Annotated in this window: 12 protein-coding genes; 7 read left to right on the forward strand and 5 right to left on the reverse strand. The window is 70.0% G+C overall.

Annotated features, from left to right (window positions below):
- Positions 1-36: 36 nt before the first annotated feature.
- Both ACIN94_RS04695 and ACIN94_RS04700 read right to left on the reverse strand, forming a co-directional pair.
- A complete protein-coding gene (locus tag ACIN94_RS04695) occupies positions 37-615 on the reverse strand; it encodes a Clp protease N-terminal domain-containing protein (protein ID WP_400699666.1) in 579 nt (192 codons plus the stop codon).
- 2 nt (positions 616-617) lie between these two features.
- Positions 618-851 (reverse strand): RNA polymerase subunit sigma-70, encoded by a 234-nt coding sequence (locus ACIN94_RS04700; RefSeq protein WP_400699668.1) that lies wholly within the window; start codon positions 849-851, stop codon positions 618-620.
- Between the two features lie 108 nt (positions 852-959).
- Here ACIN94_RS04700 and ACIN94_RS04705 point away from each other — a divergent pair, with 108 nt between their 5' ends.
- The 3 genes from ACIN94_RS04705 (at position 960) to ACIN94_RS04715 (ending at position 6,002) form a co-directional block, all read left to right on the forward strand.
- Positions 960-2,651 (forward strand): ABC transporter ATP-binding protein, encoded by a 1,692-nt coding sequence (locus ACIN94_RS04705; protein ID WP_400699671.1) that lies wholly within the window; start codon positions 960-962, stop codon positions 2,649-2,651.
- The gene (locus tag ACIN94_RS04710; protein WP_400699674.1) at positions 2,648-4,393 is read left to right on the forward strand and encodes an ABC transporter ATP-binding protein; all 1,746 of its coding nucleotides are present in this window, start codon (positions 2,648-2,650) and stop codon (positions 4,391-4,393) included. Before ACIN94_RS04705 ends, ACIN94_RS04710 begins: the two co-directional genes overlap by 4 nt.
- A gap of 199 nt (positions 4,394-4,592) precedes the next feature.
- Entirely contained in the window at positions 4,593-6,002 is a 1,410-nt protein-coding gene (locus ACIN94_RS04715) for a multicopper oxidase family protein (protein WP_400699676.1), read from the forward strand.
- 63 nt (positions 6,003-6,065) lie between these two features.
- Here the strand turns inward: ACIN94_RS04715 and ACIN94_RS04720 are convergent, their stop codons facing one another.
- Complete coding sequence (locus ACIN94_RS04720; RefSeq protein WP_400699678.1) at positions 6,066-8,135, reverse strand: prolyl oligopeptidase family serine peptidase; 2,070 nt, start codon at positions 8,133-8,135, stop codon at positions 6,066-6,068.
- A gap of 99 nt (positions 8,136-8,234) precedes the next feature.
- Here ACIN94_RS04720 and mshB point away from each other — a divergent pair, with 99 nt between their 5' ends.
- The 4 genes from mshB (at position 8,235) to ACIN94_RS04740 (ending at position 11,123) form a co-directional block, all read left to right on the forward strand.
- On the forward strand, positions 8,235-9,143 hold the full coding sequence (gene mshB / locus ACIN94_RS04725) for an N-acetyl-1-D-myo-inositol-2-amino-2-deoxy-alpha-D-glucopyranoside deacetylase (RefSeq protein WP_400699680.1): 909 nt from the start codon (positions 8,235-8,237) through the stop codon (positions 9,141-9,143).
- A gap of 5 nt (positions 9,144-9,148) precedes the next feature.
- On the forward strand, positions 9,149-9,628 hold the full coding sequence (locus tag ACIN94_RS04730; protein ID WP_400699682.1) for a DUF6113 family protein: 480 nt from the start codon (positions 9,149-9,151) through the stop codon (positions 9,626-9,628).
- Between the two features lie 14 nt (positions 9,629-9,642).
- Positions 9,643-10,077, forward strand: coding sequence for a hypothetical protein (locus ACIN94_RS04735; protein ID WP_400699684.1), 435 nt, complete (start codon positions 9,643-9,645; stop codon positions 10,075-10,077).
- Between the two features lie 74 nt (positions 10,078-10,151).
- Positions 10,152-11,123 carry an MBL fold metallo-hydrolase gene (locus ACIN94_RS04740; protein WP_400699686.1) on the forward strand — a complete coding sequence of 324 codons (972 nt, stop codon included), beginning with the start codon at positions 10,152-10,154 and terminating at the stop codon, positions 11,121-11,123.
- Here the strand turns inward: ACIN94_RS04740 and ACIN94_RS04745 are convergent.
- Together ACIN94_RS04745 and ACIN94_RS04750 are read right to left on the reverse strand one after the other, a co-directional pair.
- Positions 11,113-13,635, reverse strand: coding sequence for a penicillin acylase family protein (locus tag ACIN94_RS04745; protein ID WP_400699962.1), 2,523 nt, complete (start codon positions 13,633-13,635; stop codon positions 11,113-11,115). The two genes, ACIN94_RS04740 and ACIN94_RS04745, sit on opposite strands and share 11 nt — an antisense overlap.
- A gap of 201 nt (positions 13,636-13,836) precedes the next feature.
- Complete coding sequence (locus ACIN94_RS04750) at positions 13,837-14,313, reverse strand: GNAT family N-acetyltransferase (protein ID WP_400699688.1); 477 nt, start codon at positions 14,311-14,313, stop codon at positions 13,837-13,839.
- Positions 14,314-14,434: the final 121 nt, after the last annotated feature.

Raw genomic sequence — 14,434 nt, forward strand, 5'->3', positions numbered from 1 at the left:
GGCACCGGGGGCGGCCGGCTCTCTCCGGTACGTGCCCTACCCGGCCGTCCGCCGAGTGCCGAGCTCCGCGACGATCTCCCGGCGGAGCGCCGCGGCGTCGATGCCCGCGTCGGCGATGACGCGCGAGGCCAGCCCTTCCCCCTCGCGGAGCAGCCCCAGCAGGATGTGGCCGTCGCCGATGTACTTGTGCTTGAGGGCGAGGGCCTCCCGCAGGGACAGCTCCAGGGTCTTCTTCGCGCGGGAGGAGAAGGGGATGTGGCGGCCGCTGAGCAGGCCGCCGCGGTGGTTCCGCTGCGGCGGCCGGTCCAGGGAGCCGGGGCCGAAGGTGGCCTCGACCTTCTCCCTGATGGCGGACAGGTCGATGCCGATCGTCTCCAGTGCGTCCGCGTCGAGCGTGTCCTTCGGCGGGCGGGGGACGAGGCGCACCACGGCCTGGTAGGCCCGCTCGTGATCCAGGCCGTGCCGTCCGAGAATCCCGGTCGAGACGGCCTGCGACTGGCCCAGCAGGCCCAGCAGCAGGTGCTCGGTGCCGATGGAGCGGTGGTTCAGCCTCCGGGCGCTCTCCTGGGCGAGCTTCACCGTCTCCCGGGCCTGATCCGTGAACTGTTCGAACATGACTATCTCTCCCGTCTCAGCAGGCCACGACCCCCTGCGTACTTCTTGTGCACCGCCTGCCGGCTGACCTCCAGGCAGTGCGCGATCTCCTGCCAGGACCAGCCCTGCTCCCTGGCGTTCTCCACTTGAAGGGCCTCCAGCCGATCCACCAGCATCCGCAGCGCCCGCACGGCCCGCAGGCCCACCGCCGGGTCGCGGCTGCCGGCGTCGGAGGCCAGCTGCGCCGTATCACTCATGTATGTCAATTTAGGTTGACATCGCGTCCGTGTCAACTTTGATTGACGTCGCCGTGGCCGGAAAATGGTTTGCCTGGTGAGGGCGGCCTTTGTCAGGCTGGAACAGTTATGCGCTCCCTACCTGTCGCCGACCCCGGCGTTCCCGATGCCCGCAGCCCGGTCCGCTACCTGTGCTGGACAGCCCGTATGCAGGCGGGCCCCCTGCTCGTCGGGATCGGCTACGCCATCCTGTGGTGGCTCGCGATGGCCCTCGTGCCCGCGGCGATGGGCAAGGGCATCGACGCCATCACGGCCAGGGACATGCCCGCTCTCGTCACCTGGGGCGCGGTGCTGTCCGGCCTGGGGATCGTGCAGGCGGCCACCGGCATCCTCCGGCACCGGATGGCCGTCTACAACTGGCTGAGCGCCGCCTACCGGACCGTCCAGGTCACCGTCAGGCAGGCCACCCGGCTGGGCGCGACCCTGCCCAAGCGCATGTCCACCGGCGAGGTGGTCAGCGTCGGCAACTCCGACATCGCCCACATCGGCAACGCGATGGACATCCTGCTCCGCGGCAGCGGCGCGATCGTCGCCATCGGCACGGTGACCGTCATCCTGCTCAGGACCTCGCTGCCGCTCGGCCTGATGGTGCTCATCGGCGTACCGGTCATGGCCGCCGCCGTCTTCCCCCTGCTCCGGCCGCTGAACAGGCGCCAGCACGCCCACCGCGACCTCCAGGGCGACCTGGCCACCCGCGGCGCCGACATCGTCACCGGCCTGCGGGTGCTGCGCGGCATCGGCGGCGAGCAGGTCTTCGCCGACCGCTACACCGAGGAGTCCCAGAAGGTACGGCACGCGGGCGTGCGCGTCGCCTCGGTCGAGTCGATGCTGGAGGGCGCGCAGATCCTGCTGCCCGGCCTGCTGATCGCCGGGGTGACCTGGCTCGGTGCGACCTTCGCGACCCGGGGCGAGATCACCGCCGGCCAGCTCGTCGCCTTCTACGGCTACGCGGTCTTCCTGGTCGCCCCCATGCGGACGCTCACCGAGGCCGCCGACAAGCTGACCAAGGGACACGTCGCCGCCCGCCGGGTGGTGCGGATCCTCACCCTCGAACCGGAGGTCCACGGCGGCACCGGCCACTCCGACGGGGGACTGCTCCGTGACGTGGCCTCCGGGGTCGCGATCCACCCCGGCGTGTTCACCGCCGTCGCGGCGTCCACGACCGAGGATGCCATCGCGATCGCCGACCGGCTCGGCCGCTACAGCGACGGCGACGTGGACTTCGGTGACGTGCCGCTGGAGACCCTGCCGATCGCCGAGGTCCGCCGCAGGATCCTGGTCGCCGACAACGGCGCGAAGCTGTTCGCCGGCGTGCTCAGGGACGAGCTGGACATCTCCGGTGAGGCCTCCGACGAGGACCTCGCCAACGCGCTTTACACCGCGTGCGCGGAGGACATCGTCGAGGCGCTGCCCGACGGTCTCGACGGGCACGTCGCCGAATCGGGCCGGGAGTTCTCCGGCGGCCAGCAGCAGCGGCTCAGGCTCGCCAGGGCGCTGACCGCCGACCCGGAGGTGCTCATCCTCATCGAGCCGACCAGCGCGGTGGACGCCCACAGCGAGGCACGCATCGCCGACCGGCTGGCCAAGGCCCGCGCGGGCAGGACCACGCTGGTCTGCACGACCAGCCCGCTGGTGCTCGACCGCACCGACCAGGTGATCTACGTCGAGGACGGCATCGTGCGCGCCCAGGGAACGCACCGGGAACTGCTGGCCACCGTGCCGGCCTACACCGCCCTCGTCACCAGGGGAGAAGACTCGTGAGCAGGCAGATTCTTCCCGTCGCCGACGAGGCGCAGGTCCGGGCGTATGCCCGCAGGCTCACCCTGAAGTACCCCTGGGACCTGACACGCGCGCTCGGCCTGCACGGTCTCTCCGCCGTCGCGGGCCTGGCGGTGCCCTGGCTGCTGGGCCAGCTGGTCCAGGGCGTCCAGGACAACACCGGGATCGACGTCACGGCGGTGGCGCTGGGCATCGGCGGTTTCCTGGTCGCCCAGGCGGTGCTGATCAGGTTCGCGGTCTACGCCTCCTCCAGGCTCGGCGAGAAGGTCCTCGCCGAGCTGCGCGAGGAGTTCGTCGCCCGCGTGCTCGACCTGCCGCTCTCCACGGTCGAGCGCGCCGGCTCGGGAGACCTGATCACCCGGACCTCGCGGGACGTGGACTCACTGTCCCGCACCGTACGGCGCGCCGTGCCCGAGACGATGATCGCGCTGGTCACCTGCACGATCACCATCGGCGCGCTGCTGCTCGTGGGGCCGCTGCTCGTGCTGCCGTCCTTGCTGGCCGTACCGATCCTGTTGATCTCCACCCGGTGGTACCTCAAGCGGGCCCGTGACGGCTACCTGCGCGAGAGCGCCGCCTACGCGGACATGACCGACGGCCTGGCCGAGACGGTCTCCGGCGCCCGCGCCGTGGAGGCGCTGGGCCTGCAGGGCCGGCGGCACCACCGGACCGACACCGACATCGCCCGGTCGTGGGCGGCCGAGCGCTACACCCTCGGGCTGCGCACGGTCTGGTTCCCGGCGGTCGAGCTCGGCTACGTGATCCCGATCGTGGCCACGCTGGTCATCGGCGGCGCCTTCTACATCCAGGACTGGGTCTCGCTGGCCCAGGTGACCGCGGCCACGCTGTACGTGCAGCAGCTCATCGACCCGCTCGACCGGCTGCTCATGTGGGTCGACGAGCTCCAGGTCGGCGGGGCCTCCATGGCCCGCCTGCTGGGAGTCGCCGAGGTGCCCGACGACCGCGAGGCCGGCTCGGCCGTCCCCGAGGGGGAGGAGCTGCGGGCCGCCGACGTCCGCTACGCCTACCGTGAGGGCCACGACGTGCTGCACGGCATCGACCTGGTAGTCAAGCCGGGGGAGCGGCTGGCCATGGTCGGCCCGTCCGGCGCGGGCAAGTCCACGCTGGGCCGCCTGCTCGCGGGCATCCACGGCCCCCGCACCGGCGCGGTCACGGTCGGCGGCACCTCGCTGGTCGAGCTCCCGCTGAACGACCTGCGCGGCCACGTCGCCCTGGTGACCCAGGAGCACCACGTGTTCCGGGGCACCCTGCGCGACAACGTGCTGATCGCCCGCCCGGAGGCCGACGACCCCCAGGTCCGTACGGCATTGGAGGCCGTGGACGCCTGGGAGTGGGTCGCGGCCCTGTCCGGCGGCCTGGACACGGTCGTCGGCTCCGGCGGTGAGACGGTCTCGCCCGCCCAGGCGCAGCAGCTCGCCCTCGCCCGGCTGGTCCTGGCCGACCCGCACACCCTGGTCCTGGACGAGGCCACCTCGCTCATCGACCCCCGGGCCGCGCGCAATCTGGAGCGGTCGCTGGCCGCCGTCCTCGACGGCCGCACCGTGATCGCCATCGCCCACCGTCTCTACACGGCGCACGACGCCGACCGGGTCGCGGTGGTCGAGGACGGCCGGATCAGCGAGCTCGGCTCCCACCACGAGCTCGTCGCCACCGAAGGCTCCTACGCGGCCCTGTGGAGCAGCTGGCACGGCACCACGAACTGAACGGGCCGCCCGTTCTCGCACGCCGGGGCAGTGTCAGGGTGGTGATCCTCCATATTTGTCCGGGCAGGCAGTGCTTTCACGGTGTGCTGACACGTTCCTTACCGGTGCCCGAATAGGCTGAACAGGACCGGGTGCTCACGCCCCGGGGACCCCGCCGGGGCGCGGTGCTTGACGTACGGCATCCACATCGGGGGGTGTGATGCGGTCTCGATCCAGTCCGGCCTCTCTCGCCGCAGCCGTGACCCTTGCCGTCGCCACCGTGGCGGGCGGCTTCGCCGGCGGTCCGTCGCCGCCACCGGCGGTGCGAGAGGGATCCCCGCTGCGGGACCCGCCGCAGCTGGTGAGCCACAACGGGCTCTTACGGGTGCGGATCGTCGTGGAGAGGCGGCAGGTGGACGTGGCCGGCCGCAAGCTGTGGGCCCTGACCTATGACGGCCACTACATGCCACCCACGCTGCGGATCCGGCCGGGAGACAGGCTGGAGCTGGCGATGGAGAACCGGCTGGATACGCCCACCAACCTGCACGTGCACGGGTTACACGTGTCACCGAGCGGCAACTCCGACAACGTCTTCATCCACATCCATCCCGGCCAGACCTTCCACTACTCCTACCGATTCCCGAGCAACCTCGCGCCCGGCACCTACTGGTACCACTCACACGCGCACCCGATCTCCGGGCCGCAGGTCGCCGGGGGAATGTCGGGGGTCATCGTCGTCGACGGGCTGAAGCGGTATCTGCCACCGGCCTTGCGCACCATCACCGAGCACGTCATCGCGCTCAAGGACTTCCAGGTTCAGGGCAACGCGGTCAAGACCAAGGATCTGCGCATCAGCGCACCCACCACCCGCACGGTCAACGGCCAGCTGAACCCGACCATCCACATCCGGCCAGGTGAGATCCAGCTGTGGCGGCTCTCCAACATCAGCGCCAACATCTACTACAGGGTCCACCTGCAGGGGCAGCGATTCCGGGTGATCGCTCACGATGCCAATCCCGTCGACCGTATCTGGGCGGCGGACTCGCTCCTCCTCGCGGCCGGCACCCGGTTCGACGTGCTCGTACGGGGCGGTCCGCCCGGCCGCACCCAACTGCAGACGCTCCCGTACAACACCGGGCCCGCCGGCAACAAGTTCCCGCAGGCGACCCTGGCCACCCTGGTCTCCGGAGGCGCGCCGATGCATCCGCCGGCGCTGCCCACGACCTTCGCGCGGACACAGGACCTGAGCCACGCGGCCATCGCCGCGCGGCACACCATCGTGTTCTCCGAGAACAGAGCAGGCACCAAGTTCTACATCAACGGCAAGCAGTTCGACATGAACAGGGTGGACGTCCGGTCGAAGCTGAACACGGTCGAGGAGTGGACCGTCCGCAACGACAGCAACGAGGAACACTCCTTCCACATCCACACCAACGATTTCCAGCTGATGAGCATCAACGGCCGGCCCCATCAGGGCCACGGCTGGCAGGACACCGCGAACGTTCTCCCCAAGGGGCAGATCGTCATCCGGATTCACTTCACCGACTACACCGGTAGGACCGTCCTGCACTGCCACATCCTCAACCACGAGGACGCGGGCATGATGGCCGTCCTGGAGATCGTCAAATGACTGCCCGCCGGCCGGCCACGGCTGGGCGATGGGTCTCGCCCGAGCCGTGGCCGTGGGAACGGACTATGAGGGGGTGCCCAGGGACTTCTTGAGGAAGTCGACCTGGAGCAGGAGCAGGTTCTCGGCCACGACCTCCTGGGGGGTCATGTGGGTGACGCCGGACAGCGGCAGGACGTTGTGCGGGCGGCCCGCCGCCAGGAGGGCCGAGGACAGGCGGAGGGTGTGGGCGGCGACCACGTTGTCGTCGGCCAGCCCGTGGATCAGCAGCAGGGGCCGGTCCAGCTTCTCGGCGTCGGCGAACAGGGACGAGGAGTCGTAGTGTCCCTCGCCGGGCAGACCGAGGTAGCGCTCGGTGTAGCAGGTGTCGTAGAGGCGCCAGTCGGTCACCGGGGCTCCGGCGATCGCCGCGTGGAAGACGTCCGGGCGGCGGAGCACGGCCAGGGCGGCCAGGAAACCGCCGAAGGACCAGCCGCGGATGGCGACCCGGGACAGGTCCAGGTCGTCGGGGAACCGCGCGGCGGCGCCCTGCAGGGCGTCCACCTGGTCATCCAGGGCCGGGGTGGCCAGGTCGTGCAGGATGGCCCGCTCGAACTCCGGGCCGCGGCCGGGGGTGCCGCGGCCGTCGGCCACGATCACCGCGAAGCCCTGGTCGGCGAACCACTGGCTGGTCAGGTAGGCGCCGGAGGCGGCCAGCACGCGCTGGGCGTGCGGCCCGCCGTAGGGGTCCATGAGGACCGGCAGCCTCGCCGAGCCGGGCACGTGACCCGAGGGGAAGAGCACGGCGGTGGACAGGTCGCGTCCGCCCGCGCGGATCAGGGAGACCCGCAGGTCCAGGCCGTGCCGCTCGGCGTGGGAGGTGATGTGACCGCGCGCCTTGCCGTGGTGGAGGACGCGGGTCACCGACCCCTCGTCGCCGAGGGTCTGGCCGGTGACCACCAGCGTGCCGCCGGCCGTGTGACCGTTGTAGACGCCGCTCTCGGCCGGGCTGACCAGGGTGATCCGGCCGTCCTTGTAGGCCCACAGGGCGATCTCGGTGGGCTCGCCGCTGGCCCGGAAGAGCACGGCGTCGCCGTCGATGTCGAGGATCTCCCGGACCTGGAGCGTGGCCGGCGTGACGGGCTCGTCACCGATGATCAGACGGTGTCCCCCGTCGACGTTCGCGGCCCAGACCAGGGTGCCGTCGGACAGGTGGCCGGGCACGCCGGTGACGATGTCCACCCAGGCGGGGTCGGTGTCCTCGCGGATGAGCGTGGAGCTCCCCGTGGCCGGGTCGACCTTGAACAGGCGCATGGTCCGCTGGTCGCGTGCCATGGTGACGATCGTCAGGGCGTGGGCGTCCCAGGAGGCGGTGACCAGGTATTCGTCCTCGAAGGGGACGGGGACGCGGGGGCCGCCCAGGGGCAGAACGGAGAGCTCGACCTTGGCGTTCGCCGTGCCGGCGGCGGGGTAGCGCTGCTCGGTGGCGGGACGGGAGGGGTTGGCCGGGTCGGCGATGTGCCATCTCTCGACCGGCGACTCGTCGACCCGCGCGGCCAGCACCGCGCCGCCGGACGGGGACCACCAGTAGCCCCGCATGCGTTCCATCTCCTCGGCGGCGATGAACTCGGCCAGGCCGTACGTCACCTCGGGAGACTCGGGGCGGGCCAGCGCGTGGTCGACCTCGTCCTCAAGATCCTGGACGTGGAGCGCGCCGCCGGTCACGTAGCCGACGTGCTCGCCGGTCGGAGAGATCCTCGGATCGATCACCGGGCCGGGCGTCTTCAGCTTCCGCACGCTCTTGGTCTTCAGGTCGGCGACGTAGAGGCCGCCGGAGAGCGCGAAGGCCGCCGTGGTCACTGCGGCGTCGGTGCTGTAGCCGACGATGCCGCCCGCCTGCTCCCGGCTGCGCTCACGGCGCGCCCGCTCCTCGGGCGGCAGGTCGTGCTCGTCCACGGCCAGGGCGCGCGGGTCGGCGATCAGCCGCTCCCTGCCGCTGGCGACGTCGTACTCCCACAGGCAGGTAACCGGGTCGGAACCGCCCTTCGTCCGCAGGAAGACGACGCGCTCGCCGCCCGGAGCGATGGTGAAGCCGCGTGGCACCCCGAGGGTGAAGCGGCGGGTCCTGGCGTGCAGACGAGGGAAACTTTCACTCATGTCAGTCATCTTGCCAGCTCCCCGATGCGTACCGAGGTCCTGGGCGTTCGATGCCGCTCACCGCCCCTTTATCGCGGAGTCCCGGATACCCTCGAAACCATGAATGACCGGCGCCTGCTGCTCGTGCACGCCCACCCCGACGACGAAACGATCGGCAGTGGGGCGACCATGGCCAAATACGCCGCGGAGGGTGCCCACGTCACGCTGGTGACCTGCACGCTCGGCGAGGAGGGTGAGGTCATCCCGCCGGAGCTGGCGCATCTGACCGCCGATCGGGATGACGCCCTGGGCGGACACCGGATCGGTGAGCTCGCCGCGGCCTGCGCGGCTCTCGGCGTCACCGACCACCGCTTCCTCGGCGGTCCGGGCCGCTGGCGCGACTCCGGCATGATGGGCGTCGCCTCCAACCACCGAGGCAACGCCTTCTGGCAGGCCGACCTGGACGAGGCCGCGGGGGAGCTGGTCAAGGTCATCCGCGAGGTGCGGCCCCAGGTTCTCGTCACCTACGACGAGAACGGCTTCTACGGTCACCCCGACCACATCCAGGCCCACCGCGTCTCTCTGCGGGCCTTCGAGCTGGCCGCCGATCCGGCGTTCGGTGAGGGGGAGCCGTGGCAGATCGCCAAGTTCTACCTCACCGCGATGGCCAGGTCCACGATGCTCCGGGTGGCCGAGGCGATCCGCGAGGCCGACGTGCGGTTCTTCACCGACGACGCCGTCGAGGATCTGCCCTTCGGCTGCGCCGACGAGGACATCACCAGCGAGATCGACGGCCGCGCCCATGTCGGCCGGAAGCTCGACGCGATGCGGGCGCACGCCACCCAGATCAGTGTTGACCCGCCCTGGTTCGCCCTGTCCAACAACATCGGCCAGGAGGCGCTCGCGGTGGAGCACTTCATCCTGCACGCCGGGGTGATCGGGCCCGCGGGGCCGGGGGTGCCGGCCGAAGCCGGAGGGCTCGGCGAGCCGTACAAACGCGAAGCGGACCTCTTCGCCGGAATCCACTAGCCTCGATGGTTGTGATGGAGCAGGACCAGACAGTGGAGAAGCCCCCGGCCGCGGTGGTCGGCGTGGCGGCGTACGCCATGCTGGGACTGCTCGGCCTCGTGATGGGGGTCGTCGGAGGTTTCCAGCACTCGTGGTACCTCTGGCCGGTCCCCATCTCGGCCATCGGCTGGCTGGTCCTGCTGTTCGCGGCCTGTTACGGCGCCGGACGGGCGATGCGGGGCAGGCTGGCCGCCCTGGCGCCCGGCGCGGGCTGGATAGCGATCACGCTGATCTGGCTGGGCGGCCGGCCGGAGGGTGACCTGATCATCGCCAATGACCTGTCCGGTTACGTCTACCTCTATGGCGGTCTGATCGCGGTCCTGGCCGGTGTCCTGCTCTCGCCCTCGGACGGCGGGGCGTGGTTGCTCGCACGGCCTCCGTACGGGGCGCCGCGGGATCCGTCTCAGCCGCGGGGAGATGACCGCTACCCTGGGTCGGCCGGATAGCGCACAATCCGGGTATGCGACGCTTGCATCGGATACGGCGGGCGCTCAACTACGTGAACCTGTCGACGCCGCTGGGGCTGCTGGTGGCACGTCTCGGCCGGGCCCGGGTGACGGCGGGCCCCGACGGGTTGATCCTCGCCTACGGCTATCGCTTCCCCTTCCCGGTCGCGGGTGCCTTCACCGTCGGCAACGTGGTGCTGACCAGGCACGAGGAGGGCTATCTGACCGGTGGCCTGCTCAGACACGAGGGCCGGCACGCCTCCCAGTACATGGTCTGCGCCGGCCTGCCGATGCTCCCGCTGTACGGCGTCGCGATGGTCGTCTCCATCCTGATCTGCGGTCACCAGGCCTCATGGAACGTCTTCGAGCGACTGGCGGACCTGGAAGACGGGAATTACCCATATAAATCACCGTGGTGGCGGCGGAAGGACACCGCAAGCTCTGCATAGTGACAGCACAGGAATGAATCCGCTTAAAGAGCGATCTTTGGGGAAGCGTGGATCGTTACCGAGAGGGGCCGTTCATGTCGCAGACCATCCAGTCCGGGACGTCGCCACGCGTGCCCGACCGGACCTGGCCACGGGATTTCAAGGATCGGCTGACCTCCCCGCTCCCCGCGTTCCGAGAACTCGTGTCGGTGGCATGGCACGGCGGTTTCCGTCCCGACATCGGGGATGCCGACCAGATTCCGGTCCACCGTGACGGGCTGCCCCTGGCGACGGGGACCGAGACGATCCTCACCTGGGTGGGTCACGCGACCTATGTCCTGCAGATCGGCGGCTTGACGATCCTCACCGACCCGGTCTGGGCGAGAAAGATTCCGGGGATCCGGCAGCGGCTCACCCCACCCGGCGTCGCGTGGACGGACCTGCCCGGGGTGGACGCCGTAGTGATCAGCCACAACCACTACGACCACCTGGACGCGCCGACGGTACGGCGACTGCCCAGGACGACCCCGATCCTCGTCCCGGCCGGGCTGAGGTCCTGGTTCACCCGCCGGGGGTTCCGCGACGTCACCGAGCTCGACTGGTGGGAGAGCAGCAAGATCGGCGAGGTCGTCTTCGACTTCGTACCCGCCCACCACTGGAGCCGTCGCTCGGCCTGGGACACCTGCAGGTCGCTGTGGGGCGGCTGGGTGATCAGAAGCACCGAGCAGACGATCTACTTCGCCGGGGACAGCGGATACGGCGAGCGCTTCGCCCAGATCGGGGCAAACTACCCGGAGGGTATCGACCTGGCGTTGATGCCGGTCGGGGCGTTCGAGCCCCGCTGGTTCATGAGGGCCGCGCACGTCGATCCGGCGGAGGCCGTACAGGCGTGTGACGATGTCGGGGCGCGGCGGATGGCCACCATGCACTGGGGCACGTTCGTGCTGTCGGGCGAGCGGCTGCTCGCGCCGGTGGAACAGGCCCGCGCGGCCTGGGCCGAGACCGGCCGGGACCGCGCGGACCTGTGGGATCTCGCCATCGGCGAGTCCCGCCTCCTCAAGGCCTGAGGATCAGGACGTTCCTGGCCGCCTTCTTGACCGACTCCTCCCGGCCGAGCATGGGAATGGTCCTCCCGTCCAGCCAGAGCGGGGCCTGGTCGGCGTAGTTGTCGTGGAAGGCGTGGCCCGACGCGCCGGTCAGGTTGATCCACTGGGACCTGTCCAGGTCCGACAGGTCGACGACCATCCGCATGGACGGCAGCCAGTTCACCGTGTAGTCCCACTGGGCGTCCCAGCCGGTGGCGTTGACCGCGTCGCCGCCGCCGCCCACCGGGAACGGCCCCCGGTTGAACAGCCACTCGATCGGGGCGATCCCCGAGGTGCCGAAGGTCTGGTTGGTGAGCGTCAGCGAGTGCAGGTCACCCCAGTGCCAGGACTTGGGGTCCGGGCCGAGCTGGGCGCTCAGCTCGTCGTACGCCATCGCCATGGCCCGCCGCAGCATGTCGTCGCGGGTCTCCTTCGCCTCGGTCCGCCCGTCGTCCCAGAACGGGTCGGTGGGGTTGTCGAGCATGAGGCGGACCACCTCGAACCAGCGGTCGCCGCCGGTCGGCCAGGCACCCTCCGGCAGGTCGTCGTTGAAGGTCTCGATGAGCAGGTGCCGCCAGACTGAGTTGAAGTACGCCGCCGGGCTCGACCCCGCACTCTGCGAGTAGTCCCAGGTACGCAGCAGCTCACGGGCGTTCCGGGCAGGCCCGACCACCTTGAGGTCCAGCAGCTTGGGCACCAGGGACCGGGCGAAGCCGTTGTGGGTGTCCTGCTGGATCCTGCTCATCGCCGCCGCGTCCACCTTGCCGTCCTTCAGCTCGGCCTGGAGACGGTCCAGGATGCGCTGGGAGCGGTAGCCGTACGACCAGTCCTTGGTGAGCATGTGCGGGTAGCGCTCGGGGTCGATGACCGCGTTGTTGGCGGTCACGATGTAGCCCTCGGGGGGGTTGTAGGCGCTGGGCAGTTCGTCGAAGGGGATGGCGGACTGCCAGGAGTACTCACCGGTCCAGCCCGGCACCGGCCAGGTGCCGTCGCCCCGGGTCCGCACCGGGATCCGGCCCGGCGCCTGGTAACCGATGTTTCCCTTGGTGTCGGCGTAGATCAGGTTCTGCGCGGGCACGTCGAACTTGCTCGCCGCCGTCCGGAACTGCTGCCAGTCCTGCGCGGTGTTCAGCGCGAAGATCGCATCACCGGTCCTGCCGGGTTCCAGCGCCGTCCACTTCAGCGCGACCGCGTCGGCCTGTTCCTGGAGGGCCGTGGCGACGCCGGGCAACGTGTCCTTCACGCTCCCCATGACGTCGGAGAGGATCGGGCCGTGCATGGTCTCCCGGACCTTGAGCTTGACCGGGTCGCCGCCGGCCACCTTGATCGTCTCGGTTCTGGTGGTGAGCGGCTTCCAGGTGCCCATGAAGAGGTAGGAGTCGTCCTTCACCCGCTCCATATACAGGTCCGCGACATCGGGGCCGAGATTGGTGAAACCCCAGGAGATCGTGTTGTTGTGGCCGATGATCACGCCGGGCACGCCGGAGAAGGTGAACCCGGTGACGTCGAACGGGCACTGGGCGTTCCTGGTACGGCAGTGCAGTCCGGCCTGGTACCAGATCGAGGGCATGCCGGCCGCCAGGTGCGGGTCGTTGGAGAGCAGCGGCTTACCCGACGCGGTGTGCCTGCCGCCGACCACCCAGGAGTTCGAGCCGATGCCGCTGCCGCCCTTGGGGTCGCCCATCAGGGCCGGCACCGTCCGCATGGCCTCTGCCGTCCGGATCAGCGCGCCCGTGGCCGGCGGCTGGACGTCGCTGCCCGGCTCCGTGTCCTGGTCGAACCGGCTCTGGGCGATCGAGCCCTTGGTGACGATCGGCTGGTGGGTGTCGAAGGGGTAGCCGGGCCAGAGCTGCTCCACCCGCTCGCGGGGCAGCCTGCTCGCCGCGAGCGCCCGGCCGATCTCGTCCGACAGGTTGGAGCGCAGGTCCCAGGCCATGGCCTTGAGCCAGGCGAGCGAGTCCACCGGGTTCCACGGCTCGGGTGTGTAGCTGAAGTTGGTGAGCTTGAGGACCGCGTACTCCAGGCTCTTGGGGGTGAAGCCCGTATGCTGGTCCATCCAGGAGTTCACGCCCTTGGCGTAGGCGTCCAGGTAGCGCCGGGTCTGCTCGCTGAGCAGCGGCAGCTCCGCCTCGGCCACCCTGCGCCAGCCCATGGTCCGGATGACCCTGTCCTGGGGGAGTGTCGCCGAGCCGAACATCTCCGACAGCCGCCCGGCCGTCACGTGGCGGCGGAAGTCCATCTCGAAGAACCGGTCCTGTGCGTGCACGTAGCCCTGGGCGAGGAACAGGTCGTCGGCGGAGTCCGCGTAGATATGCGGGATACCCGTCTTATCGCGATATACGGTGACTTTCCCTGTTAGGCCGTCCACCTTGAGCTCGCCAGCGAGCTGGGGGAACGAGGCGCGTACGGTCCATACTCCTACCCCGGCGAGGACCACTGCGAGCACCACGAGGACGGTGAACACCCGTGCGAGCCACCTGAGCGGCCTGGGCATCCAGGCATACGGCCGGAACCTCACAAAGACCTCCTATGCGACGAGCTCGAACAAGTTTGGCAGCCCCCCGGAGGGGAAGTGCCGCTTTCCTGTCCGTCGCACCGCGACATATGGAGGTCGCGAGGCCAGTAATGCCCCGCCGTACGCGTGTCCGCGGTCAGGCCCTGTCCCTTAGGGCCTCCGCCTACCGCGGGAGTGGGTCTAGAGCACGGTCTCCAGGACCACCGAGCGCATGGCGAAGCCGTTGCGCTCGTAGAAGCGCACTGCCGCCTCGTTGCCCGCGTATGCCGTCACCCCGGCGTACTGCGCCCCGTGGTGGCGGGCCCAGGCTCTGAACTCCTCCACCAGGTCGGTTCCGATCTTCTGCCCCCGGTGGGCGGGCCGCACGTAGACACTGCCCAGTGTCGCCACCATGACCGGCCGCATCGAGGTGGGCCCGGACAGCGTGCCGGTCAGATGGCCGATGATCTGACCGCCGTCCTCGGCGACCATCACCAGGCGGTACGGGTCGCTCAGCGCGTCCCGGAACTGGGCCAGGCCGCGCTCGGCGGGCCAGTTCACGTTGACGGTGGGGTCGCGGGTCCCGGCGTCCTCGGCGAACAGCGCGGAACTGCAGGCGACAACCCCCTCCAGGTCGGCAACCGTGGCAGTCCGTACGACAACGCCGGTCTCACTCATGATCGGGACGCTATCCGCCGCCACCGACATTAGACGCGATCTGCTACCACGCCCTGCGGAAACATGACCATTCCCTGTTTGATCGACAACGTCGCCGCCGATCCATCGGTCACGGCTGGAG

It is taken from the genome of Streptosporangium sp. NPDC087985 (genome assembly GCF_044741965.1).
Lineage (GTDB): Bacteria > Actinomycetota > Actinomycetes > Streptosporangiales > Streptosporangiaceae > Streptosporangium.